The organism is Streptomyces sp. NPDC048659, assembly GCF_040650575.1.
In the GTDB taxonomy this organism is placed as follows: Bacteria; Actinomycetota; Actinomycetes; order Streptomycetales; family Streptomycetaceae; genus Streptomyces.
In genome coordinates this window covers 113254-137709 of record NZ_JBEZHM010000009.1, presented here as the reverse complement: position 1 = coordinate 137709, position 24456 = coordinate 113254, and the positions used below count along the sequence as shown (strand labels likewise).

Sequence of the window (24456 nt, the reverse complement as noted above, 5' to 3'; positions counted from 1 at the left end):
CGCACACCTCCGCGGCTACTCGTCTCGGTCGTCTTCGACCGCCGGCTCCCCCCGGACGATCCTCCTCGCCACCCCTTGCAGGGCCCGCAGCAGCTCCCGGTCCGCGTCTTCGGCCCTGAACTCGATGTTCCACTGCCTGATGTCGTCCACCAGGCCCTCGATCTCCTGCGAGAGCCGCTCCCGCAGCACCCCGGGGCGCAGGGCCTCGACCTCGACCGAGCTGTTCGGGTCGAGGCCCTCGCGCAGGCACTCCTCGCGGTAGCGGGCGTAGTTGACGTCGCGGGCGTTGACGTCGTGGGTGGCGAGGCTGCCGGAGCGGACGTCGTCCGCGGTGATGGCGATCTGCCGGAAGTCCAGGTCGAGCTCGCCGTTGCCGTAGCGCTGCAGCCGCTCGGCCACGGAGCGAGGCACACACCTGCCGGTCGGGTCCCAGTCACCACAGAAGATCACCGTCACAGGTTTGGCCTGCCGCGCGTACTGTTGCGCGGCCTCCCAGACGAAGGTCTTGCTGGACTGGCCTCGGCATGAGTACAGGCCTACGCCCCACGCCGAGGTGACCGGCTCGACCACGCCGCCGACCGAGTCACTCTCCACCCACACCTCGACGCGGCGGCTCTGGGAGGCCCACAGGTTGCGCCGGTAGCTCTCTACGTGGCGCTGAAGGGCGTCGTCCAGCGTGTCGTACTGCATCTCCTGGCGGACCATGCGGGTGCCGTCGGTTATCCACTCCCAAGGCAACCGGCAGGTCTCGCGAAGGTGGCCCAGCTCGCGAACGACCAGCGAGTAGTTCTTGCGGGAGTGGCCGAAGTCCTTGTCCCACAGGAGTCCGACGCCGAGGTAGTACACGTGGCGGACGCTGCACGGCTGCGCCTCTTCCGCGATCGCACAGATCGCCAGCCGCAGGGCCTCAACCTGGGCTTTCGTCCGGCGGGACCGTTTTATGGGGCTAGCGCTGTAAGCCGGCATGCCTCCAGTGAACCGCGGCGTCCAGCTCACCGTTGCCCCGCGCCGCGCGAGCACCGGGCTGCCGCGCCCAGGACGCCGCCCCGGGCGTAGGGGATGCACCAGGGCATGCGTCCGGTCCGCACCGGACGCACGGATCCCGGCCCGGCCCGAGGAGGGCCGGCCTCGGACAACTGCCTCCCCGGCTCAGCGCACTGGTTCGGCCGGCCGCATGCCCTCACCGGGCGCCGCCGGGTCCCGCCAGTCCAGGTCCAGCTGGTCCGCTCCCTCGCGGACCACGATGGGCCCGTACTTCTTCTCCAGCTTGTTGTACTGAGTGCGGCCCGAACCCTCCTGCTGGTAGCCGGCCCACCGGGCCAGGTTGGGCTTGGTCAGCTCCACTCCCGCCTCCTGATGTGCCAGGTAGATCCGCTCGGCCCGCTGGACCTTCGTCTCACCGGGCGGGGCGACGCCCAGGTTGACCTTGGGCTCCTCGGCTCCGGCGTCGGCCGCCTCGTCATCCTCCTCGTCACCGTCCTCTTCCTTCGGCTCCGGCTCAGGGGCCGGGGCCTCAGCGGGAGCCGGCGCCGGGGCCGGGTCACCCTCCGGCTCCGGCGCGGACGGGGTCTCCCCCTGCTCCAGTCCGGCTTTCGGGTCGGGCTTCGGCGCCTGCTCCTGGCCGACACCGGGCTCCTCGGGCGCTCCCGCGGGAGCCTGCACCTCGGCCGCCGGCGGGTCGGCCGGCGTCTGGGCGGGCAGCGGGGCCGTGGCCGACGGTGTCGCCGCGGCGGAAGCCGACACAGGCGGGATGGCAGCGGGCGCGTTCACCGCAACTGCGGCAGGCGCCTCCAGAGCGGGCGCTGCCGGGGCCGACGGTGCCGCTTCAACCGCCGCCGGGGCGGGCACCTCGTCGAGCTGCCGCTCAGCCGGTGCCGCGATGTCGACCGTGTTCCGGTCGATCGCGATGCCGAGTCGGGCCTGGCGCAGCGGCCGCAGCTCGGCGGAGGCCGCCTTCCGCCGCCAGCGCCGCCCGTACTTCGCCCGCAGGTCCTGCCGCAGCAGCATCTTCTCCTGGTAGCGCTCCAGGGCGAGGGCGTACGACCGGATCTCCCAGAGCTTCATGTCCCGCCAGATGGAGAAGGTCGCCACCGGTTGCAGGAACCAGCGGGACGGCCGTATGGAGTCCATGTGCTGGTCGAGCTCGATGGACGTCGCCTTCGCGATCGCGTTGCGCATCGCTTCGGTGACGGCGATGAACAGGACCGGGATCGTGGCGTGCATCGCGGAGCCGAGGACATCGGGCCAGGAGGACGCTGCGTTGAAGGTGATGGTCGCGGCGGTGAGCAGCCAGGCTATGTACCGCAGCAGGGGGTACTTGAGATTGATTGAGGTGAGCGCCAGGTCCAGGGCGAGCAGGACCGCGATCCCCAAGTCGACGGCGAGGGGGAACGCCGGGGCGAACGAGCCGAAACCTTTCTCCTCGGCCAGGGCTCGCACCGCCGTGTAGGAGCCGACAAAGCCGGCCGTCGCGATCGCGATCGACCCTGCCCCGATGGCGCCGAACAGCGCCTTGCGGCCCCTCGTCCACTTCACCCGGGCGCGCCCCGGGGTGGGGGCCAGGGGTATGGACGGCTCAAGGACGGTGCTGCTCGACCCAGCGGTCATCGGTCGTACTTCCCTCTCGTCGAGTCCGTGCGCAGGCGCGCATCGCACATAGAGGTGCGATCAACGCCTCGGGTGTGACACGGATCGACCTCCCTCTCATTCAGGCCACCCCGGTGGCCTTGAACGGTACGAGGGATGAGGTCTACGAACCACCCCCTTTTTCTCACGTTACCCCGTTTCACCTGCCGATTTGTACTGAAGATCACGATCATGCCTGCCTGCCGGGCCGCTCGACGCCTTCGTTACGCTTCAGTAGACCTGCCTACTGGCTGGCTTGATTCACTACCCCCGATCGCCTGGAGAGCCTCGATGCCACCCATGGTCACCGTCGTCGTCGCACTCCTCGCCGGCCTCGCAGCAGGCTCAGCGGCCCGGCCGCTGATCTTCGCCCGCGCCGTCCCCAGAGGCGAGCCCAACCGGACGGCATGCCCCTCCTGCACTGCCAGCTACCCCTCCCCCGGGCTTCGCCGCCGACTTCACGCGGCTACGGGGCGCTGTTCCTCCTGCGGCTCGAAGGCCGGTCCGCCCGCCGGCCTGCCCGAACTGCTCACCGGGGTGTCCTTCGCGGCCGTCGCCGCGGCCGGAGCGAGCGGCTGGGCTGGCGCCGCGCAGTACTGGCTCCTCGCGTGCGGGGCCGCCCTGACGGTCATCGACCTGAAGGTCCACCGTCTCCCCGACATCCTCACCTTGCCCGCGTCCGCCGGCACCCTCCTGCTGCTCGGCGGTGCCGCACTGGCCGGCGAGCCCGGCAGCTTCTGGCGCGCCCTCGCCGCGGCGGCGGTGGTCACCACCGCCTACCTCGTCCTCGCCGTCGCCGGCATGGGCCTGGGCGACGTCAAACTCGCCCCTGCCATGGGCGCGCTCCTCGGCTGGTCCAGCTGGACCACCGTGCTCTGGGGCACCTTCGCCGGGTTCGCCCTGGGCGCAGTCGCCGGCCTCGCACTGATCCTGACCGGGCAGGCGTCCATGAAGAGCAGCGTGGCCTTCGGCCCGTACATGATCATCGGAGCACTTGCTGTCTCCGCCCTGAGCGCCTGACCCGAACGCAAGCTGCCGCCCAAGCAGTCGGCTCCCTCGTGCAGTCGCGAGGGAGCCGTACTCCGTTGCGCACCTCCCGGCTACCAACGAAGAGCGGAAGCCGCGGCCGGAAATGCACCGGATGGCGGGGAGAGAAACCTCGAAGCGGTTCCGAAGAACTCCTCGGAGGGCCACACCGACCCCCAAAGGGCCAGAATGGCCCCTCTGGCGGCCGACTAGGAGCCGCCTGGACAGTTGGAGCCCCAGGGTCGAGATAGGCCGTCACAGCGAATACATGCAGGTCAGAGGCCCTATCCTCACCCAGGGAGATGGCCATAAAAGGGTGGAAATCGGGCCCCACTGCGCACCCTTTGGCGGGGAGCCGCAAGGTGGTACGTCAGTTATCACGCCAAGTTTTCAGCAATCTGGTGACTTAGTAGCGGGACGACCTGGCACAACCTTTTACCTGCCAGCTAAGCCACACGAAATAGCGCTAGCGCGCAACCATGTCGCCCTTTCCAATAGGCCGCCTTTTGGCGAATCGCGATGCGACTTACCTGGCGTTCCTCTTGGCATAGAAAAGGGCTAACCCAAAGGAAGCACTAGGTGCACATCCGGTGACAGCCAACTGGGGACTGCAACAGACCGGCCCTGCGACCGGCCGTAAGGCCAACCGGCAGACAAACCCGCGAGTTGACCATTGGACTGTTCCTACGGACCGCCTGTCGCCGGGCTCGAAAGCCATTCTTTGCACCACGCGACAGCCAAACCAGCGTGCCTGTCGACTTGGTTGACGACTCACACCGCACAGGACCGCTTGGATTGCATTTCCGTTGGCCGCGAGCAGGGCGCGGCAAAGGGCCAGTCCGGTAGCCTCCCAAGAAACCAACGGAGAGGCCACCCAGTGGGGCGATCCAAAGACCTCCCTCGGGACCAGCTTGGAGCCTAAGCCACCGGCCGCGCGAACGGTCAACCGAGTAGACACTTGGAAGTCCACCCGCAAGGCCGTGCCACCAGCGATCCGAGAGGCCGGCCGCACGACCGATATGCGAGTCAGTCATTAGCCCACTCCTGCGGACGAACTGACGGTTGACTCGAAAGCCTTCCTTCGAGCTTCGCAACAGCCAAACCAACAAGCTCGCCACTTTGGGCACCAACTTGTACTGCGCCGAACCACCTGAGTGGCTCTGCAGTTTGAACGAAAGAGTGGCACCTGACTCGCCAAGCAACGTGGCCCCTCTTTGCCTGGCATGCAGCGCAGTTACTTGGCTGCTAGCAGAGCCTACTCGGTCGCCAGACGGTTGCCGCGACGCTGATGCAGTCATGATGCCGACCTGGAGCCAAAGCCAAAAGGCGACTTGGAGGAAGACAATAGCGCCAGCACTAGAGCACTGCCGGTGACCTACGCATGGGACGACTGAACGCCTTTGCAACGGGCCCTCATCAAGGCCAAACCGGTCGCAAGCTAGCTGGCCTCGCAGATGACTTGCTAGGTGGCCAGCCAAGGGGCCGCCGTCGGAGCGCCTCACTTGAACGCTATCTGACTGCAAGCGAGGCCATCGCAGTCGCATGGCACTTGGCTTTCCTACCGACAACCCCGCCTGCGCCCAATGAAGCTGACAAAGAGCCTCTTCTTGATGGCGCACCCCAGGCACGCATCCAGTGCCGATTTGTGAGCACCCCATCTGCTCAACGTCTGACCACAAGGCTCGCTGGCACGGTGTGATGCACAGTCGAAAACCTACATGCATGCACCCAGTGGAGCAGCACCTCACACCACACCGAGAAGCCAGAGCCTTGCAAGTAGCCGTGCAAGTAGATCTGCAAGTAGCTGTGCAAGTAGCTCCGATAGCTTGTTTGCGCAGGTGAGAGGCGCTTGTCTGGACCGAAAGCACCATGTCAGCACCACTGCTTGGAATGAACCTCGATGCGCCAACAAGATCGCACCTCGGGGCGCCACCGTCTGCCCCTGCAGGGAGCCAACCAATCGCTACCCGAGGTGCGCTCGGAGTCGACCCAGGTGTCGGCCACTGGGACACTCCAGCGGAGACACCCCAGGGGGAATCTGCGTGGCTGTCTACGATGCCAAAGATCGTTGTGGCAACATGGTCGGCGACAGCTGCGCTGCTCTGGTTCATGCCCTGCACGCTGCCCGCCTTCCCATGCTCGATCCATGTCCTGACCTGCGAGGAGTCTAATGCCGACGGACGTACTCCCCTACAGCTTTGCTCTAGCTGAGTATGACAAGGATGAGCCTCTGGACATCCCTTGGGAGGACCTCTGGCATGTCTACGTCTTCGCGAACGACAAGGGCGGCAGCGGCAAGACGAGCGTGACGGCGAACTTCGCACTCATGCTGATGCGGTACCTGAAGAAGATGGGGCAGGACCCCCGGATACTGGCCCTCGACATCAACGGTCAGGGGAACCTCGCGATCCACGAGTTCGGCGTCGACAAGAAGTATCTCGACGAGGGTGAGGCTCTTGTCGAAGCCTTGCGCAAGGGGACGCCGCTCAAACCGGTTCCGGTGCGGCCTGGCCTTGACCTCATCGTCGGTGGCCCGAAGATCGAGGAGTTCGTCACCGATGTCTACCCGAGGCTTCGGTCCGCCTTCACCAAGAACGCTGACCTGAGGCTCCTCCAGTGCCTTCTGCCGATCGCTGGCGACTACGACTTCATCCTCATCGACCTCCCTCCGGAGAACCCGGTGATGCAGCGCCAGGGTCTGGCATGTAGCCGTTGGGTGGTCATGTCGACGAAGACTGACCGCGGTTCCCTTGATGGCACCTTGACGATCAAGAAGCACTTCGACGAAGCGCGGAGAGTCAACCCGCTGCTCACGATGCTGGGCATCATCTTGTTCGCGACCGGCCGCAACTCGACCCTGATCCACAAGAAGGCTTCGGACTACCTTCGGAAGATCCTGAAGGGGGGCTATCACGGCTTCGAGCGAGTCATTGGGCACAGCGAGCTGGTGGCGAGCCTCTCCCGAGATGACGAGCACCCCTTGGTTGAGCTCTTCGACCAGTACGCCGGCGGAGCGAAGCTCCCCGACACCATCCAGTCCGTGTACGACGACTACGAGACGCTCTGCCGCCAGATCCTCCAGCGAACCCAGGAGGTACGCGCGATCATGGAGCGTCCGATTGAAGAGGAAGCTGACGCCTGATGACTGAGAACGCCAACGCTGCAGCCGAAGAAGGCGGCGAGGACGACACCTACAACGTGCCCAACGTTGCGGCGCTCTCTGGCCGTCGCAGCGGCGCACGGTCAACGGAGCGTCGTCCCGAGCAGCAGCGCCAGGAGATGACTGACGAGGACCTCGCCGGAGGCGGCGCTGCGGTCCGGGTGGCTCAGCAGCGTCGCATGCCTGAGTCGGTCGACGAGGAGCCGGAAGATGAAGCGGCTGGCGACAAGCCCGTCACCATCAACGTCAGTCCCACCGTAGACCGCCGCCTGAAGGCCTACCGCAACAAGACCGGTCTCACCAACCTTGAGATCGTCTGGGAGGCCGTGGAAGCAGCAGAAGCGGAGGGCTGGAAGACCGTTGTCGCGGCTGCGGTCCCCCCGGCTAAAACCCGACGGTTCGGGGTCCGGGCGAGCCAGACCCGCTACGCGGGGGTGGGAAGCAACTCGGTGTACACCCGCATGACACCTGAGGAGCGCAATGAGCTCCGGCGCCTCGTCAAGGTCGCGGGAGTTCCTGATCGCTCGAAGCTGATCGCGATCAGCCTCAACTGGCACCTGCCTGGCACCGCAGACAAGCCCGCCTGATGTGACGGCATGAAGGGCACGGGGGAGACCCCCGGCTACGGGGGAGGACCCTCTGGCCGGAGGTCTCCCCCGTGCTTTTCCCGAGCGCAACCATCGGCAGACCCACATCAGCCGGGGAAGGCTCAGGACCGCCGACGCGGTCATCTCCACCGTAGGGACACGGCCTTCTTGGCCTGTCCTGCCGAGCCCCTCATGGCCGTCCTCCGCGAGCAAGAGATCCGCCGTCAGACGGACCGGGACACACGCTGAGCGTGCGAGTAGAGGACTTTGAGGAAGGCCGGCGGGTCCCAAGGCCCCCTCTGTCGCCAAGGGCGGCGACACCCCCGCCAGGGCTTTCCGAAGGTGCTTCACTCTCCTCTGCTGGGGTGAGACCGCTCTAACCGCAGGCGGTCACACAGCCCGGCGTCGTGCCAGACGGGTGTGACGGGTCTTCTCCCGGGGCTTCAGAGTCGGGGCCAGCCGGATCGACATCCCGTTCGAGGTGAGGTGAGCGGCGTTGAAGGTTGACGCAGCCAGCTCGCAGATAGCCCCGCGGGGATGGTTGGTGCCAGCTGCTCAGGACCTGGGAGCAGCAGGAAGTCCTGTACCTGACCACACGCCCCCGGCACGAGGGTCACAGGCCTACGTCCGATCGGAGACGCGACCGACCGGCTTCGGGCACTCATTGCACCTGCCCACTACGCACTGTGACCCTTTCCTTTAACGCGCGGTCGTCGCGGTTAAAGGAAAGGGTCACAGGGGCTAGTCGTCCTCTGGGTCGGGCAAGATCAACTGCCGAAATCAGATGTGGACGTCCAGCTCAGGCAGCTCCCACTTCGTGTAGGTCAGCCGGCGCTCCGCGCCATTGATCAGGTCAAGCACGTCCGTCCCCAAGTAGGCCCGAGCGCCTCGTTCGACCTCTTTCACCTGAACAATCCCTGCGCCAGCCAGTTCTTCCAGGGCGCTCGAGGCCGAAACGAAGGAGATCCCAAGAAGGGACTGGGCCGCCCTTGCTGTAACGATCGGGACTCCAGGAAGTTGCTCCATCAGCCTGACGACCGCCGCGCCCTTCCGAGGCTGCCCTCGTCGGCCCAGGCTCGCCCTGTGAGCTGCGAGCTTTGCGTCCCAGGCCTTCCGCATCTGGACCAACTCATCGGTGAACCGCCGAGCTTCGGCGACGGCGTCACGAGTGGCCGCGAGAAAGACGCGAATCCATGCCTCTCTGCCGGCGACTGCTGCAGGGCTATCTGACTCACCCACATAGCGGTATGCGTTCAGGCCGCCGATGTACTCCCGCGCGTGGGCGAGAAGAGACATCGAGATCGGCAGGACATGGCCGACGGCCAACCCCTGCCTAGCGAGCACTGTGTGGATCAGCGCTCGACCGGTTCGGCCGTTGCCGTCGGTGTACGGGTGAATTGTCTCGAACTGCGCGTGGACGAGGGCTGCTTGCACCAGAGGGAGCGGGTGATCCTCAGAGACGAACGCCGCCAGATCAGCCATAAGCTCTTCCACTGCCCCTGGAGCCGGCGGCACGTACTCGGCTCCGTGCGGGCTGTAGGCGTTGCCGCCGACCCAGTTCTGCACTCGCCGGAGTTCGCCCGAGAGCTCGCCCTGCTCGGTGTCCACCATCAGTGCGGCCTGGAGGTCGTTGATGTCCTGGACCGAAACGCTCGGGGTCTCCGTGAGAAGCGACACCGCCTTCCGGAGAGCGAGGACGTTGTTCACAACCTCACGGGCACCATCACTGATCCCCTTGTGAGCGCGCGGGTCGTCGGTGGCCTGGATGGCGAGCATCATCTCCAGATGCGCGACCGCTCGGGCTGATGCGACGACCCCTTCGATCCGAGACGAGGCGACGGCCTCCGAGCGAAGCAGGAAGCGGGCCAGCGACTCCAGGTGCGGGCTCGTGGGTGCAGCATCGTTGAACGCGCGAACGAGCTTGTCGACTGCGGCCACCTCGGCGCCCAGTTCCGCGGACAGTGCGATGGATCGACCTTGGAGCATGTCTGGCATGTACGCGCTGAACGATCGGGCAGCCTGATCCTCCAGGCCGGCCGTCACGCCAGGCCCCGATTGCCAGTGCTGCTCCGAATACCCTGCCACCAGACACGCTCCAAAGGTTCAGCCTCAGCGAGATCCGTTTAAGGATAGTGTGTTCCCCGTGATGTTTGGTGTGTTGCTTAAGGGTGCCGGGGCTAAAGCAGTCACGGCCGGGGCCTCCATGGTCTCTGCGGCAGCCTCACCGACCTCGCAGTTCTCTCCGGCCCGTCAGGCACAGCCATGCCGCAGTAGCGCTAACGCCTCGTCCACAGCCATGGTCACCGAGTCGGTAGCGAGCGGTCCGGAGAACGAAAAAGGCGACCATCAGGTCGCCTCCCGGGCGGCTCAGCCAAGCCGCCCATCGCTCGGGTGCCACCCGAGCTCTTCATATGTTCACTTCACCCAAGCCGACCCAGTCGGCCGTTCGTCGTTTCCTGCGGGGCCAACCGCTGGCTACGACACGGGAGGGGTCCAACCGCCACTGACCTGACCTGAAGCCGCTTTCGCGCGGCCGACGCTCTCACCCCCGCTGACCAGGCATCTTCGGAAAGACGGTCAAGCGGTCGGTTGCGTTGTGCCCACATCCCTATGCAGTTCTGGAGCAGATCATAGCCGCCAGTCATAGGGCTAGTCTCGTATTGCCAAAAAAAGGCTCACCCGAGCCGTGCATCGACTATGCCCAAAATCGAACAGAACAACGCAAATCGCCCCGTGTGCACCGGGGCGTTTCACGCACGCGCCTTGCCTCCGCGAGTACCGCCCCCGCGACCCGGGACGAGCCGCTACGGCTTCTACGACGGACCCGAGAGCGAATCTCCTGCGCACTCGAAGCCCTGTTGGCGGATCGCTCGATCCGCCAACGCCCATCGGTGGAGGCCCTGGCAGCGGTAGTGCTGTTGGCGAAGTCGCCGGTGGGGGAGTCGCGGTTGGACTTGACTGCCGGGGAGTTGGCCAGGTGGTTGGGGGTTTCGAAGTCCTATGTAGGCCATCGAGTGCTGCCGGCCGTCCGGCAGTCAGGTGCGGTCTCGACCGAGGTGCTGACGGCGTCGGTCGAGGGCGTGCGCCGGGTGACCGGCTTGCAGTGGGAGTTGTTGCCGCTCACGGCTGCCCAGGCGCGAAGGACAGCTGCGCTGGTCCTGGAGAAGGGCGAGCTGGCAGTTCTCCTGGCACTGTGTGAGCGGCTCTTCGGCCCTGGGTGGGCTCCGGTGGGTAAGCCTGAGACGCCCCCTGGACTGCTCGGCGAGCGGCGGGGGCGCGGTGCGGCGGCCGAGCGGCTCGCGCTTCTGCGGCTGGTGCTAGCTGCACGGCCGGATGGCCGGGTGCGTCTGGTGGGTGGGGCTGTAGCGGCTGGGTTCGATCGGGCTGACGCAACGGTCGCGCGGCTGGTCGGCTGCCCGGTGGAAGAGGCGCCTGAGGTGGTCGACGGACTGATCCGGCAGGGGCTCCTGGAGGTTCCGGGCCGTGGAGTGCCCGGCGCAAGGCTGAAGATTCTGGTGCCGGCGGTCGCCGCGGCACACGGGCGTTCGCAGGCGGATCTGGAGGTCGTCCCCGCACAGGTCCCGCAGGGGGTCGAGGAGGACATCAAGGCAGGAGGCGCACCGGAGGGCCGGGGCGGGGTGTGTACGCAGTGCGCCGGACCGCTGGAGGCCGATGATCTGACGGGCTCGGGGGAGGAGGACTGGCTCCAGGCTGGCCTCTTCGACGTCGTGGACGGTGATCTTGTCGGCACGGATGGTGCACTCAGGGATCAGGATGCCCCCGACACCGTGACGGAGAGGGACGAAAGCGTCTCTGAGCTGGGAGAACAAGACTCTGGGACACCGGGTGCCGAAGTGGAGGCCGGTGCACTGCTCCACGCCCACCACGCGCCTGAGGTGGTTGCTCTAGGTGGTTCTGGTGCTGCTGAGTTTTGCTTTTCCGGCGAAGCCGCATCGGGGTCCCCGCCGTTGCCGGAGCGCGCGGGCATGTGCGAGGACCAGTCCGCACCCGACCACGTCGAGGCCAGCGAACAGGGTGGTTGCGGTGGCCCGCTTCGCGGGGAACAGCAGCAAGACCTCGGCGTGGAACGGCGGGACGGGAAGGCCGATGTCGGTGCGCCGGTGCTGCTGCGGTGGCCTCTGCCCCGCGGGCTGGAGGAGGTCCTGGCGCCGGTGCGGTGGGAGTGGGCGCGGATCGGGCATGCCGGTGGGCGGCGTCGGGTCCGTGCTGCAGCTCAGGCGGAATTGGTCCGTCTGGCCGGGATCGTCGGCTCTGAGCAGGCCCCGGTGGTGCTGGCGGAGCGGCTGGAGCGGCGGCTGGCCGCGCAGTTCGGGCAGCCCGTGCGGGACCCGATCGGCTGGCTGCTGGCCCGCGGGTTGCCGCAGCGGGCCGAGTGCTACGCCGCCGGGTGCGACGACCGGGTGCGGATGGACACCGGCGTTGTGTGCCCGTCCTGTGAGCTGCTGATCGAGGACCGTCGGGCCCTGCGGCACCAGGTCGCACGGACCGTCACCGGTGAGCTGCCGGCGCTGGAGCCGGAGGAGTTCCGGGCGGAGGTCGAGCGGCGGCTGGGCCGGGAGGTTGCCCGGCTGGCGGCCGAGGAGGCCGTTCGGCGGGAGCGCGCGACGGTGGAGCGAGCCCGGCGCGAGGAGGCGTGGGCCCTCCAGCGCGAGGAACAGGCGGCTGCTCAGGCCGTAGCGGCGGCCCGTCCGTGCGCGGAGTGCGGGGCGCCGGAGGCGGGCGGGCTGTGCCTGATCTGCTCGCAGACCCGGACGGCGCGCCAGGCCCTGCAGTCGGCCGCGCAGTTCGCGGCTGTGGCCGCCGGCGGGGCGGATGTCCCGGGCGCCGTGGCTGGGCGGCTCGGCGCGTGCCGGGCACGGCTGGAGGCCGAGACCGAGCAGGCGGGGGAGCGGTGGCGTGCCGAGGGCCTGCCGGAGGCGGCGGTGGTCTGGCAGCTGCGGGAGCTCGCCGACCAGTTGGTGGTCAGGGAACGCGCGCTGGCGCTGGGGGCCCTGCTCGACGGCCCGCAGGCGCGGGCGGAGGCCGAGCGGGTGGCCGGGATCGAGCGGGCCCGGCGGCGCGGTGAGCCGGAGGTCCTGGCGGCGGCCGACGAGGCGGCGCGCCGGTGCGCGAAGGCCCTGCTGGTGCAGCTGCTCGACCAGGTCCGCGCCGAGGTCCAGGCCCCGGCCGGGCCTCGGGCAGGCGGTTGGCGGGAGCGGATGGCGCAGTACGCGGCCCGGCCGCTGGAGGGCGAGAGCCTTTCGGCTCTGGTCCGGCAGGCCCCGGCCCGGGAGGCGGTGAGCGCGGCGTGAGCAGCGGACTCGAGCTGGCCTTGCGGTGCGCGGGCAGGGGGTGGTGGGTCCATCCGCTGCGCCCCGGATCGAAGCTCCCGGCCGGCAACTGCCGCCGGTGTCGGCCGCCCACGCCCGGTGGCCCGCTGCCCTGCGGGTTCCCCGGCCTGGGCGCTGGCGGCTGCGGCTGTCTGGCGGCGGGACGGTACTGCCACGGGGTGCGGGCGGCGACGACCGATCCGGACCTGGTCCGCCGCTGGTGGCGCGGCCGTGACTTCGCCGTCGGCGTGGCCACCGGGCCATCCGGTCTCCTGGTCCTCGACCTGGACGACCATCACCACCCGCTCCCCGGGCGGGAGTTGGTGCTGCCTGGCATCGACCTGGCCGCCGTCCCGGAGGCCGACCGGGTGCGCACCGGGGTGGACGTGCTGGAGCTGCTGTGCCGGATGCGGCGGGCCGAGAGCCTGCTGCACGCCCCGCCGACCCTGACGGTGCGCACCCCGGGCGGCGGGATCCACCTCTGGTACCGGACCGACGACGCGGCCCGCTTCACTCAGGGTTCGGGCCGGCTCGGCTGGCAGATCGACGTGCGGGCCGGCTGGTCCACCGCCGTCGCGCCCACCACCCGCACCCCGGCCGGCTGCTACCAGGTCACCGGCCCCGTCACGGAACCCGCCCGGCTGCCGCGCTGGCTCGCCCTTGAGCTGGCCCGCGTCGGCATGCGGCGCCGTGACCCCGCCGAACCGCCGCCGGCCCGGATCCGGCTTCCCCGCCCCGCCGTACGCCACCGGCCCGGCGACGCGGCCTCCTACGCCGCCGCGGCACTGCGCCGGGAGGCCGAGACGGTGGCCGGTGCCCGCTCCGGCCGCAACGACACGATCAACCGTGCCGGGTTCCGGCTCGGCCAGCTGGTCGGCGCCGGGCTGCTGGAGCTCGACGACGTCCACCAGGCGCTCACCGAGGCCGCCGTGCTCGCCGGGGTCGATCCCGGCGAAGCCAAGGCCCAGTCCACCCTCCGCCGCGCACTCCAGGCGGGCATGCGCTCGCCGCGCACCATCCCAAGCCCCGGAGCACGGCCATGACCGACCTGACCACCCGCGTGAAGCTGCCCGTCCCGGCCGGCGAACCCCGACCCTCCCGGTCGGCGCCGCCCGCCGAGGCGGGGGAGCCTGTGGGCTCGGCGCCGGCCGAGCAGCCCAGCCCCGAGCGCGGGCCGAAACTCTCGCAGGCCGACGTCCTGCTCCACTTGGGCATGGACGAGTACGTCCTGGTGCGCTGCGACCAGACCGCGTACGCCGTTCCGGCCGAAGGCCCGCCGATCGCCCGCCCGCTGCGCGCCGCCGGTGGCTTCGGCGGCACCGGAAGTCTGCGCCAACTCCTCAACCGCTCCTACGTCCTGCGCACCGGCCGGGCCCCGTCCCAGGGCTGCCTCACGGACGCGATCGCCTCCATGGACGCCCTTGCCCTGGACGCCCCGGAACAGCCGGTCCACCTGCGCATCGCCCCCGACCCGGCCGACGAACAGGTGACCTGGCTCGACCTCGGCCGCTCGGACGGGCAGAGCGTGTGCATCGAACCGGGCACCTGGTCGGTGATCACTCCGCCCGTCGGCGAGGGCCCGCTGTGGCGGCGCACCCGCCTGACCGGTGAGCTCCCGATGCCCGAACGCGATCCGGGCGGCTGGCGGGTGGGCCTGGGCCTGTTGCGTGAGCTGTCCGCGCTGGCCGAGCCGTCCTGGCGGATGGCCGTCGCCTGGTTGCTGGCCGGGCTGCGGCCGAACATGCCCCGCCCCGTCGCCTACTTCAACGGCGAACGCGGCACCGCGAAGACGACCTCCGCGAGGCAGCTGCTGCGGGTCCTCGACGGGATCCGGGCCGAGGTCCGCAACGTCCCCCGCAGCGAGGACGACGGCGCGGTCGCCGCCTCGGCCGGCTGGAGCATGGGCCTGGACAACCTCGCCGGCATCCCCCAGTGGCTGTCGGACTTCTTGTGCCGCACCGTCACCGGGGCCTCCGTCGCCAAGCGCGAGATGTACACCGACGACGACGTCGCCTCCTGGGCCTACCAGCGTCCCGTCGTGCTGACCGGCATCGACGTCGGCGCCCTCCAGCCCGACCTCGCTGAGCGGCTGCTCCCCTTCACCCTGGAGATGATCGACCCCAAGGCCCGGCGCAGCGAGGCCGACCTGTGGCGCAGCTACCGTGCCGCGCACGGCCGCATCCTCGGGGGCCTGCTCGACCTGGCCGCCGAGGTGTGGGCGCGCCTGCCCGACGCGGCCGCCCAGCTCGACCAGCGGCCGCGGATGGCCGACTGGGCCGAACTGCTGTGGGCCCTGGACGCGGTCACCGGCTGGGACACCCTGGCCACCTACACCGGCGCCCAGGAGGAAGTTACCGACGACGTCCTCGACGCCGACCCGGTCGCCACCGCTCTCACCCGCTGGGCGTCCACCGCCGGCACCACCGAGTGGCAGGCCACCACCGGCCAGATCGACACCGCCCTCCGGCCGCCCGGGGCCCTTCCCGACACGTGGCCCAAGACCACCGCGCTGCTCTCCGCCCGCTTGACCTCCCTTGCTCCCGCGCTGCGCCAACGCGGCATCGACATCCGCAAACTGCCCCGCACCGGCTCCGGGCGAGGCTTTCTCATCACCCTCCAACCCGCCCCGGACCCGCGCACCTGACCCGACATCCGCCTGTCTGACCGAACTACTAGGTCCCCACACCGCTCACCCACACCCGCCGTCGTCACCCCGCCGGACGCGCGGGCCGCACGCATGCCCGGACGCCCGTCGGAACGCCGACCCGGGTCAGCAGGAGGAACCCTCCCTCCACCAGCTGACGACCCGGTGCCCGCCCAGGGGCGGAACGCGCCGCCAGGGCCGTGCGCCGACTCGGGCAGGTTGCCGGATCCGGCAGGCGATGACGCAGAGATGACGCTGCCCATGACGCACCCGGCTCTGGCCTGGAGCCACTGTGACCTGCAAGTTCTTGTGGACCACCATGTGGCCATGACGCTGATGACGCTCTCGCGCCCCATCTCACTAGAGCGAGAAAGGAAGAGGAAAGTGGGACCGGAGACATGGTGCGGCAGAGCGTCATCAGCGTCCGTTGACCACCGCGCCGAACGGTGAATCCGCACGTCAAACCGGGGGCAACGCAGTCGACGCAGCGGCACCCGGCAGCGTCACCGCGAGCATCTGCGTCACGGGAGCCCGGTATGGAGGGCTGGCGCAGGGGTGGCAGCTGCGGGGCACCATCGCGGATCGACCGCTGCTCTTGGACACCGTGGTGGAGCTGGAGCCCGGGATGCTGGTGTTGTGCCGGCGCCGGGACGGCAATGCCGTGCGGCATCGGGCGCGTCTGAGGGGCGGCACGGTTTCGAGGGGCGGTGGGATGACAACGGGCACGAGCACCGGATCTTCGGAATCGTCGCCATCTGCCAGAAGCCAAAAGAGGTCCCGCCGACGGGGGATACGGCGGGACCTCGCCCCTGACACTACGCCGCCCGCCCCCCCCTGAGGACTTCCGATTTCGCGCGTTGGCTGGCTCAAGGGTGCCCCTGCGGGGTGCGGGCGGCCACCACGAGATCGTCAGCTTGCCTCCTTCACAGGATCCGTTCGCAGCACGAATCTCTGGATCGCCGCCATGCCGGGCGCGTAGCCGTCGGAGGTGTCCACCAGTAGCTTCGGGGCGTCCAGGCTGATGGGGACGAACTGATCAGGGTCGTATACGCCGGCCGCCATGTCGGCGAGCAGGGCCTTGTCGCCGTGAGCGGCGCGATGGCTGTCGGCACGGGCTCGGTCGGTGATGCGTTGGGCGATGGTTGGCGCTGGCGTGGTGCACCGGATGATCCGGAGATCGGCGAGCCCCATGAGCGGCTCCAGCCCGGGGCGCCAGAGGCGGTCCTGGAAGGCAGCTTCGGCGACGATGGTGGTGCCGGCTCGCAGGAGGACGGTGATCGCCGCGAAGAACGCCTCCAGGGCCGGCATGTTGAGCGGGTCGTCGCCGTCGGCGTCGTGCCCGGGATGGTTCATGACCATCCCTTGCTTGATCTCGTCACGCAGGATCGCGGGGCAGCCCAGGGACCGGGCGAGTTCCCGGGCGAGGGTGGTCTTCCCGGTCGCCGGCGGGCCACTGACCACGGCCAGGGTCGGGGGTCGGACGGGCACGGGTGGACTCCGAGGGTGGGGGATGCGGGGCGCAGAGCATAGGTCCGAGGTTGCCGTTTGCGGAGCCGGACGGCCATGAGGCCTTGGCGAGGGTACCGGGGGCGTGGCGGGCATAGGCGCGTAGCGCGCGGGCGAGTACGGGGGCGGACACGGGCGGCTCCTTCGAGTGACAGCGGCCGGTTCCGCGGGATCCGGGTGGGCCGGCGGTGGCAGACTGCCGGGGGAACGCGGGAGACGGTTGAAGGAGTGGGTGGTGGCCGAGGGCGAGCCTCCGGCGGTGTTCCTGCTGGTGGGTCTCACCGGCTCGGGCAAGACGACGTACGCCCAGCGGGTGCTCGAGCACCAGGGCGTGGTGCGGCTGTCGGTGGACGAGGTGGTCTTCGAACGGCACGGCCGGTACGGCGTCGACTACCGGGAGGACACCTACTTCGAGAAGGAGGCCCCGGTCGTCGACGAGATGCACCGGCGGCTGGCGGAGCTGGTGGCGGCGGGCCGGGATGTGGTGTGGGACCACGGGCTGTGGCTGCGCAAGGACCGCGAGGCGATGAAGGAGCTGGTGGAGTCGGCCGGTGGGCGGTGGAGGCTGCTGTACTTCCCGGTCGGCCGTGAGGAGTTGCTGCGCCGGCTCGCGGAGCGCAACGAGCGTGGGGACGCGAACTCGTTGATGGTGACGCCAGAGGCCTTGGACGACTTCTTCGCCCGGTTCGAGGTCCCTCAGGGAGAGGGCGAGGAGATCGTGGAACCGGGCTGGCTCTGAGGCGCGGTCGGGCGCCAGGCGGTGGTGATCGCGGGCCGCTCCGTGCGTTCCCTGCCGCGGCTGGCCCGAGAGCGTCGCCGCCGCCATCACCTTCCTCGCGAACCCCAGCGCATCGTTCATCACCGCACAGTCGTTGAGCATCGACAGCGGCTGGATACCCCACTGACCCGCCGCGCGGGCAGCACAGCCAAATCCGGAAAGGCGACTGGCCGAAGGCGGGATTCCCCGACGCCATGGTGTGCCCTCCTGCCAGGCTGGCTTCACCACGACCGGCACAGGAGACGAATCCACGATGGCTACGGCGCAGCAGCCCACGTCCGCGCAGCACCGGCGGGTGACGTGGAAGCCCATCGACCAGGCGCTGGCACGTTACTCGACGGAATCGCTGCTGGTGTTGTTGGAGACCGCGCTCGCCTCGCCGGGCTGTGCCCGCTTCCACGATCACCTGCTGCTGCTATGGACCCGGGTCCTACGAACCTCCGTCCGGCCCGGAGCCGAAGCGGGAGCCGAGGATCTTCCGGGGCTGGTTGAGGCCGTCGTCCGCGCGGCGCCCGGGCGCGCAACGGTGACCGAGGTGGAACCGGACGACCCGCGGGCCCTGGTGCGGTACGAGGTGGCGGGGCAGCGGCTGCTGGTTCACCCCGGGCAGCTCGACCACCCGGTGATGTTCCTTCGCTGCGCGGAGCTGACGGCGCGGGCGGTCGACGAGTCCGTACTGGCCGTGCATGGTTTCACCCTCACCGATGTCCTCGAACTCGTACTGCGCTGCACGGACCGGGTGGTCTCGGGGCTCGCTCCGGCGTGGCCCGAGGTGTACGACGACCGATCCGCACAGGACATCGCCTGCGGAATCAGCCCAGGCGAGTATGCCGCCGCCCAGGAGCTGGCTGCCCTGGACCCCGCTGAGATCGCCTCCGCGTGCCGGGAGCCGGATCGTGCCGCCCGCGCGCTGGAGTGGCTGACCTCGGACATCACCTCCATGCCGCTGCGTTACAACCCCAGATCGCCTCTCCTGGGTCCGGTGCTCGCCGTTGTCGCGCACGACCGACGTCGGCTGGTTCCGGCCTCCGCCATGCTGAACAGCTTCGCCGCGGCCCTGGAGCGCCTGATCGCCACCGCTCCGAACGGGCCGGCCGCCGAGGAGCGTCTCCAGGCGCTGACCGTGGACCGCGTCGCCCAGCTGCTGGGCCTGGATTCGGCACCCGCCCGACCCGGGCCGGTGTGCGTGATCTCCTCACCCACCCACCGCTACGACATCGCCATCGTCAGCGCGCTCGCGGACGGCCTTCTGCCGACGAGGGTCGAGGAGGGCCGAGCCAAGCTCGCCGAGCAGCCGGCCGGCCGGGGGCGGCTCGTGGTCTACGGCGGACCCCGGGTGCTCGGGCCGGAGCTGATCCGCGACACCTGCTACCTGCACGTCGAAGAGCTCGCCGAGATCCTCGCCGACGCGGAAGGCGACCCGGCCCTGCTGGCCTTGTTCGTCCTGGAGCTCACCGAGCACCCCGGCGTCGACGCCGTCTTCTACCAGGAGCCGCTCGACGCGTGGCGCGCCTGGTCGCACGCGGGCACGCTGCTGCTCCCCGGCCCGTCTCGCAGCGAGGTCGCCGTCGTTCCGGCGGCCGGCGTCGACCTCACCTGGCAGCGGGCCACCGCCTGGGCCCGCCCGGACGACGTCCTCGCCTCTGCCGGACTGCCGCCGGCGCTGCACTGGCGCTTCGCCCACCTCGTTGACCTTGGCCCCGGCGTTCTCGGAGCCCATGCCGACCTTCTCCAACCTGGCCCCGACGACCTGCTGGTGCGGGTCAGCACCGACCCGCCGATGGCTGTCATCGCCCGGCCCGACCACGGCCACGACGCCGTACTCGACCTGGCCGCGATGAGCGGACTCGCCGACAGCATCCGCACCACCGTCGCCGGCTGCCCCCTGGTCGCCGAGCACTTCACCCTGCCGGACGGCGCCCCCATGGTGCTCCAGCTGACCGGGACCGCCCACCCCCACAAGCCCCCGGGCCCCGGCCCCGGTGGGGATGAGCAGGATGCGGGGGAGTGGCTGCCGCTTCACGCCGGCGCAGACCCCGACCGGGCCTGGATCGGCATCGACTTCGATCCGCCGCTGCTGGCCGCCTTCACCGGCGACGGACAGCAGGGCCACCGGATACTCGGCCGGCTCCTGCACCACCTGGTCGAGCAGATCCGCCGCGGCCGTGGCGTCGGGGGCGGCACCGATCCGGAAGCCTTCGCCGAAGCCTGGAACAACGCGCACCCGGTACTCCGCCTCACCGGCACCGCCACCTTCTGGCCCGCGACCGCCCCCCGCTCCACGCTTCCGCGTACGCGCCACCTCCACGCCCGGGCCCTGCGCAGCGCGGCCACCGCCGTCCGCCGCGCCGGAGTCCCCGCCGGGGCCTGGCACGGCGCCGACGCCTACGCCCGCGGCGGCCCCGCCGAGCAACTGCTCCACGCCCTCGAAGACGAGCTCACCGGGCAGATCCGATCCCATCATCCCGATCTGGTCGACGAACTGGCCCGGCAGCTGAACGCGGCCTGGGCCAGCCGCACCCGCGGCCACCACGAGGTGACCGTGAACCTCGCCGCACCCTGGGCGCAGAACTGGGCCCAGGAAGCCGGCCGCCGCCAGGCCGATGCCTCCGCTGCCACCTCCGCCCTGCAACTGCTCCTCCAACAGGCGATCACCACCCCGCCCGCCGGCCGCCGGCCCGTCGACATCCTGGCCGTCGCCGACCTGGTCGCCCTCGCCGAGCTCGTACTGCACTGCGGCACCACCGCGGTCGCCGCAGCCCGCCGGCTGCACGACCTCCACCTCGAGATCCACACCACCGGCGTGTTCACCCTCACCGATACCGACCAGACCCACACCGCCGACCCGGACGCCGAGCTGCTCCACCTCGGCTTCGACGCACAGGCCTACCAGCACGCCCGGCAGCAGCACTTCATCACCCAGGCCGCCGCTACCCCGACCGAACACCTCGACCCGGCCACCGTGCTCTCCACGGCCCGCACCCGGACCCCCATCGAGTTCACCGCGCCGCGCCCACCCGCGGGCAGCCAGCTCGCCGCCGCCGACCAACTCCTGCGCCAGCATTGGAGCTTCGGATTCGCCGCACTGGGGGCCGTACTGGCAACGGCCGCCGACTGGCCGACCGGAGCTGACGGCATCGCCGCCGTCACCGCCGAGGAGCTGATCAACGAGGCCGCCGCCTGGTCGGCGCTGCCCAACGGCGAGCTGGCAGCCGCTGTCGACCGGCTGCGCCTGCACCCGGCCAACGCGGCCCCTTCCGGGGCGCACGCCTACACCGAGGTCGAACGCCGCATCCGGCCCGCCACCCACCCGCTGATCGAACACGGCGACCGCCTGCTCCTGCTGCCCTGGCTCCTTCACACCTCCCAGGAGCTCTACGCCGCCTACCTCGACGAGGGCCGCCTCCCGCACCCCGACCTGCCCCGGCCCGTCGGGGACGCCCTGCGCCGCTACCGCCAGCAGCTCGACGAACGCCTGGAAGCCGACCTCCAGGCCATCGCCCGCACCGCCGGCCTGCCCCACCGCTTCCGCCTCTTGGAGAAGACCGCCGCCCAGCTCGGCATCCCCGACCTCATCGGGGAGATCGACCTGCTCGTCGCCGACCCGGCCACCCGGCGGCTGTGGGTCATCGAGGCGAAGAACCCCGAAGCCGCGGTCGCCCCGCACGCCCTGCTCCAGCACGTCCAGCGCTTCACCGCCCGCTACCGCGACAAGCTCCTCGCCAAGGCAGCCACCATCACCGAGCACGCGGCCGCGGCCGCCCGCGCCTGCCAGGCCCCCGACGACCTTGACTGGCACATCATCCCGCTGATGGTCACCCGCAGCATCGAGCCGGCCGGCTTCCTCGCCGACCCGAAGGTCGCCTTCACCATCGCCGACCACCTCGCCCAGGTCCTGACCTCACCGGCGAGCCCACACCCAGGGTGGAACAGCCCCGGCGACGGGAAGAACTGATGCCGGCCCTACTCGAACGAGCCTACGCGGCGTACACCCTGGTCACCGACCCCACAGCCCAGCGGGTCCTCCTTGTCAGAAACCAGCAAAGCGGACAGTGGAAACTGCCCGGAGGCCGCCGTCAGCACGGTGAGATCCTCCCCGAAGCCTCCGCCCGAGAGGCGTTCACGGCCGCCCGTTACAACTACCTCGCGAACGGCCTTCCCGCTCTGCCCTCCGACGCCGAGGCGACGAGGGGCGCCTCCGCCGGCCGGGCTCGCCAGCGGATCGGTGCGAGCGCCTCGCTCAGCGAGCGGAAGATCACCTAGCCCAGAACGGCGTTCTCGAACATGCCGTAGGTCTCGAACGCCTTCACCTCCACGACGAGTGCTCGCCCGCGGTGATGAGGTAGTCGGGGTGGCGGCCGGTGCCGAACTCGGGTTCGACCTCGAAGGTGTAGCCCCCTCATAGAGGTAGCGGGCGATGCGCGCCGCCGCCACGTCGCCGATCCCGGGTGCTGCCACGCTGGCAGTATGCCCGAGCCGCCGCCGGTCGGTTACGGCCTGGTGGCGATGACCGCCTCGGTGCGGATCACCTCGTCGAACTGCCCGGAGGGGTTGAAGGCGAGGAGCGCCGCGCGCAGGTCCCGCTCGAAGGCGTCCTTCTGATTGCCGAGCTGGGCGGGGCTGGAGTAGGAGAGGCTGAAGACCCAGCCGATGACCCCATCGACGGTGCGGGTCAGGGTGTGGTCCCAGCGCGCGGTGTCGACCTGGGAGAACGGGGAGCGGGCGAGGACGTCCTGGTGGCGTTCCTTGGGGTGGGAGTAGGTTCCGGAGCCGGCGCGGCGCTCGGGGCCGAGGTAGCGGGTGCGGACCTCGTCGACGACGTGGCGCCAGTCTGCGGGCTCGACGTCGCCGGGGGCGCCACCGGAGGCGAGGACGATCGCGCCAGCGGGCTCAATGATCCGGTCAAGGTCCCAGGCGACCTGGTCGCGGTCCATCCAGTGGTAGGCCGCGCCCATGACGGTCAGCAGGACGGGCCCGAGGCCCATCGCCGGGAGGGTGGTGGAGTCCCCCTCGCGCCAGTCGATGTTGGTGACGCCCTGCTCGGCGGCGAGGCGGCGGCCCTCTTGGAGCATGCCCTTCTCCGGGTCGACGGCGATGACCTCGCCGACGAGAGGGGCCAGGTCGAGGGCGATGATGCCGGGGCCCGCGCCGAGGTCGAGGACTCGCTGGGTGCCGTCGAGGCCGAAGCGGTGGGCGAGCAGGGTGTAGACCTCGGGCGCGTAGCGGGGCCGGAAGGCGGCGTAGTACGGCGCGGTGGACGCGAACAGCTCGTCGGGCGTGTACGAGGGGGTGGAGGAGGTCACGGGACCAGTCTCTCGCGGGGGTGCGGTTAGTGTCGGTGCTCGGTCAACGGGCCAGGGCGGCGTTCAGGTGTTGTCATCAGTCGGTGAGGGCAGGGGCGACGGAGCCGTCGGGGTAAACGGGCGGTCAACCCGACGTGCTGTGCTCGGACTTCGGCGTCGACGGAAGCCAGTGCACAGTGTTGTCGTGGAAGGACGCGTGGATCGGCACGAGGTCTGGGCCGCTGGTGTCGTCGAGGGCGGTGACGTTGATGCCGATCTCCGGGATGTCGCTGTCGAGGGCCGCGAGGCGGCTGCCGCAGTTTGGGCAGAAGCCGCGCTTCGCCTCGCCTTTGAAGGTCTCATACCAGGTCGGCTCGCCGCCCTCACCAGTCCAGGTGACCGTTTCGAATCCCGCCCACCACATCACTGGTGTGCCGCCTAGCTTCTGGCAGTGGCGGCAGGCACAGGTGTGGGGGAAGACGGCTAGGCCTCTGATGGTGAAGCGGATACGACCGCACAGACAGCCACCAGTGCGTTCTCCAGCTGGTTCTGTTCCCTGGGCGTCGGCGCCAGGGGTGACGTTCATTGCGTAGTCTCCCGGTTGCGATGGGTGAGTTGAGCCCTCAAGTGTGCCAGTTCGACGGCCCGCGATGACAGCAAGTGATGCCGCCGAAACGGCGATCGCCGTTCAGCCGGCAGCTAGGCGTTGGGAGGGGCCGGTCAGGCGGTGAGCCGGTGAGGGTCGGCTGGCGCGGAGATGAGGGAGAGCCGGGTGAAGTACTCGGTGCGGATGATCTCCAGCCGTTCCTCTTCGGGTAGGCGGGCGAGGAGTCCGGGCAGGGGTCGTGGGCGGGCGACCTCGCTGCGGTGGGCAAGGATCGCGGCCCACTTCTGTGCGACCCACGGTGAGACGTCGATTGTCGTGGTCACGTACGCGTCCGGCACAGCGAGGAGCGTCTTCCCCACGCCTTGAAGGAGGGGGCCGAGCCTGCCGATGCCCGATTCCGGGTGCGTCGCCGCGTACAGGGCGGTCGGCTGCCAGGGCTCGCCGGCTTCGGGGTACAGGTGCCGCAGGCCGGCGGCCTCTACGGCGAGGAGGGTGATCTGGTGGGCGCGCCGGTGGTCTGGGTGGCCGGTGAGCTGCCCAAGGGCGTCGTGGCCGATGACGATGTCGGGCTGGAGTTCGCGGATGTGTGCGACCAGCCGGCCGACGGCCTCGTCTAACGGCGCGTCGACGAGGCGCACGGCGCCGCCGGGTGCCGAGGCGGGGTTGCGGGCGTCGGCGTAGCCGAGCAGCCGCGGGGTACCGGCGCCCAAGATGTCGAGAGCATCCGCGAGTTCTGGGATGCGGTGGGTGTCGGCCGTCCAGGTGGCGGTGACGACTGCGGTGCGGGCGCCTGCGGCGGCGTGCTGGGCGAGGACTCCGCCAGCGAGGAGGGATTCGTCGTCCGGGTGGGCGGCAACGGCCAGAAGCGACGGAGCAGGCGCATCCGGAGGGGGTGAGGTCACGGTGGTGGA

The 24456-nt window shown here is 69.9% G+C and carries 16 protein-coding genes; 9 read left to right on the top strand and 7 right to left on the bottom strand.

Annotated elements, in window-relative coordinates; all coding sequences use genetic code 11:
- Positions 1 to 15: 15 nt before the first annotated feature.
- Both AB0C99_RS10190 and AB0C99_RS10185 read right to left on the bottom strand, forming a co-directional pair.
- A complete protein-coding gene (locus tag AB0C99_RS10190) occupies positions 16 to 846 on the bottom strand; it encodes a hypothetical protein (RefSeq protein WP_362472186.1) in 831 nt (276 codons plus the stop codon).
- Positions 847 to 1149: 303 nt separating this feature from the next.
- Positions 1150 to 2607 (bottom strand): DUF2637 domain-containing protein, encoded by a 1458-nt coding sequence (locus tag AB0C99_RS10185; RefSeq protein ID WP_362472183.1) that lies wholly within the window; start codon positions 2605 to 2607, stop codon positions 1150 to 1152.
- Between the two features lie 309 nt (positions 2608 to 2916).
- Between AB0C99_RS10185 and AB0C99_RS10180 the strand changes: the two genes are divergently transcribed.
- From AB0C99_RS10180 to AB0C99_RS10170, 3 genes are all read left to right on the top strand, one after another.
- On the top strand, positions 2917 to 3645 hold the full coding sequence (locus tag AB0C99_RS10180; RefSeq protein WP_362472181.1) for an A24 family peptidase: 729 nt from the start codon (positions 2917 to 2919) through the stop codon (positions 3643 to 3645).
- A 2176-nt stretch (positions 3646 to 5821) separates the two neighbouring features.
- Positions 5822 to 6793: a ParA family protein gene (locus AB0C99_RS10175; protein ID WP_362472178.1), complete on the top strand. Its 972-nt coding sequence runs from the start codon at positions 5822 to 5824 to the stop codon at positions 6791 to 6793.
- The gene (locus AB0C99_RS10170) at positions 6793 to 7398 is read left to right on the top strand and encodes a hypothetical protein (protein WP_362472175.1); all 606 of its coding nucleotides are present in this window, start codon (positions 6793 to 6795) and stop codon (positions 7396 to 7398) included. Before AB0C99_RS10175 ends, AB0C99_RS10170 begins: the two co-directional genes overlap by 1 nt.
- Before the next feature lie 780 nt (positions 7399 to 8178).
- Here the strand turns inward: AB0C99_RS10170 and AB0C99_RS10165 are convergent.
- A complete protein-coding gene (locus AB0C99_RS10165) occupies positions 8179 to 9441 on the bottom strand; it encodes a Fic family protein (RefSeq protein ID WP_362472173.1) in 1263 nt (420 codons plus the stop codon).
- 971 nt (positions 9442 to 10412) lie between these two features.
- On the opposite strand from AB0C99_RS10165, the gene AB0C99_RS10160 reads away from it, so the two are divergent.
- The 3 genes from AB0C99_RS10160 to AB0C99_RS10150 are packed head-to-tail and all read left to right on the top strand — an operon-like array spanning position 10413 to position 15372.
- On the top strand, positions 10413 to 12710 hold the full coding sequence (locus AB0C99_RS10160) for a hypothetical protein (RefSeq protein WP_362472171.1): 2298 nt from the start codon (positions 10413 to 10415) through the stop codon (positions 12708 to 12710).
- Positions 12707 to 13771: a bifunctional DNA primase/polymerase gene (locus AB0C99_RS10155; protein WP_362472169.1), complete on the top strand. Its 1065-nt coding sequence runs from the start codon at positions 12707 to 12709 to the stop codon at positions 13769 to 13771. The genes AB0C99_RS10160 and AB0C99_RS10155 overlap by 4 nt, the downstream gene beginning before the upstream one ends.
- Positions 13768 to 15372, top strand: coding sequence for a hypothetical protein (locus AB0C99_RS10150; RefSeq protein ID WP_362472166.1), 1605 nt, complete (start codon positions 13768 to 13770; stop codon positions 15370 to 15372). Before AB0C99_RS10155 ends, AB0C99_RS10150 begins: the two co-directional genes overlap by 4 nt.
- 909 nt (positions 15373 to 16281) lie before the next feature.
- Here the strand turns inward: AB0C99_RS10150 and AB0C99_RS10145 are convergent.
- Positions 16282 to 16860, bottom strand: coding sequence for an AAA family ATPase (locus AB0C99_RS10145; protein ID WP_362472163.1), 579 nt, complete (start codon positions 16858 to 16860; stop codon positions 16282 to 16284).
- 253 nt (positions 16861 to 17113) lie between these two features.
- Here AB0C99_RS10145 and AB0C99_RS10140 point away from each other — a divergent pair, with 253 nt between their 5' ends.
- From AB0C99_RS10140 to AB0C99_RS10130, 3 genes are all read left to right on the top strand, one after another.
- Positions 17114 to 17617: an ATP-binding protein gene (locus tag AB0C99_RS10140; RefSeq protein ID WP_362472160.1), complete on the top strand. Its 504-nt coding sequence runs from the start codon at positions 17114 to 17116 to the stop codon at positions 17615 to 17617.
- 292 nt (positions 17618 to 17909) lie between these two features.
- Positions 17910 to 21611 (top strand): hypothetical protein, encoded by a 3702-nt coding sequence (locus tag AB0C99_RS10135; protein WP_362472158.1) that lies wholly within the window; start codon positions 17910 to 17912, stop codon positions 21609 to 21611.
- A complete protein-coding gene (locus AB0C99_RS10130) occupies positions 21611 to 21919 on the top strand; it encodes an NUDIX hydrolase (protein ID WP_362472155.1) in 309 nt (102 codons plus the stop codon). Before AB0C99_RS10135 ends, AB0C99_RS10130 begins: the two co-directional genes overlap by 1 nt.
- A 227-nt stretch (positions 21920 to 22146) precedes the next feature.
- Here AB0C99_RS10130 and AB0C99_RS10125 read toward each other — a convergent pair whose 3' ends face one another.
- From AB0C99_RS10125 to AB0C99_RS10115, 3 genes are all read right to left on the bottom strand, one after another.
- Complete coding sequence (locus AB0C99_RS10125) at positions 22147 to 22959, bottom strand: class I SAM-dependent methyltransferase (protein WP_362472152.1); 813 nt, start codon at positions 22957 to 22959, stop codon at positions 22147 to 22149.
- A gap of 124 nt (positions 22960 to 23083) precedes the next feature.
- Positions 23084 to 23524, bottom strand: a complete 441-nt coding sequence (locus tag AB0C99_RS10120; protein ID WP_362472149.1) for a GFA family protein — start codon at positions 23522 to 23524, stop codon at positions 23084 to 23086.
- Positions 23525 to 23658: 134 nt separating this feature from the next.
- Entirely contained in the window at positions 23659 to 24447 is a 789-nt protein-coding gene (locus AB0C99_RS10115) for a PIG-L family deacetylase (RefSeq protein WP_362472146.1), read from the bottom strand.
- Positions 24448 to 24456 lie beyond the last annotated feature (9 nt).

What these genes read in the sequence shown, in the direction of transcription:
- AB0C99_RS10120 (WP_362472149.1), bottom strand. Translation starts at nt 23,524, where the DNA reads ATGAACGTCACCCCTGGCGCCGACGCCCAGGGAACAGAACCAGCTGGA.
- AB0C99_RS10130 (WP_362472155.1), top strand. Translation starts at nt 21,611, where the DNA reads ATGCCGGCCCTACTCGAACGAGCCTACGCGGCGTACACCCTGGTCACC.
- AB0C99_RS10170 (WP_362472175.1), top strand. Translation starts at nt 6,793, where the DNA reads ATGACTGAGAACGCCAACGCTGCAGCCGAAGAAGGCGGCGAGGACGAC.
- AB0C99_RS10150 (WP_362472166.1), top strand. Translation starts at nt 13,768, where the DNA reads ATGACCGACCTGACCACCCGCGTGAAGCTGCCCGTCCCGGCCGGCGAA.
- AB0C99_RS10175 (WP_362472178.1), top strand. Translation starts at nt 5,822, where the DNA reads ATGCCGACGGACGTACTCCCCTACAGCTTTGCTCTAGCTGAGTATGAC.
- AB0C99_RS10180 (WP_362472181.1), top strand. Translation starts at nt 2,917, where the DNA reads ATGCCACCCATGGTCACCGTCGTCGTCGCACTCCTCGCCGGCCTCGCA.
- AB0C99_RS10135 (WP_362472158.1), top strand. Translation starts at nt 17,910, where the DNA reads ATGGCTACGGCGCAGCAGCCCACGTCCGCGCAGCACCGGCGGGTGACG.
- AB0C99_RS10185 (WP_362472183.1), bottom strand. Translation starts at nt 2,607, where the DNA reads ATGACCGCTGGGTCGAGCAGCACCGTCCTTGAGCCGTCCATACCCCTG.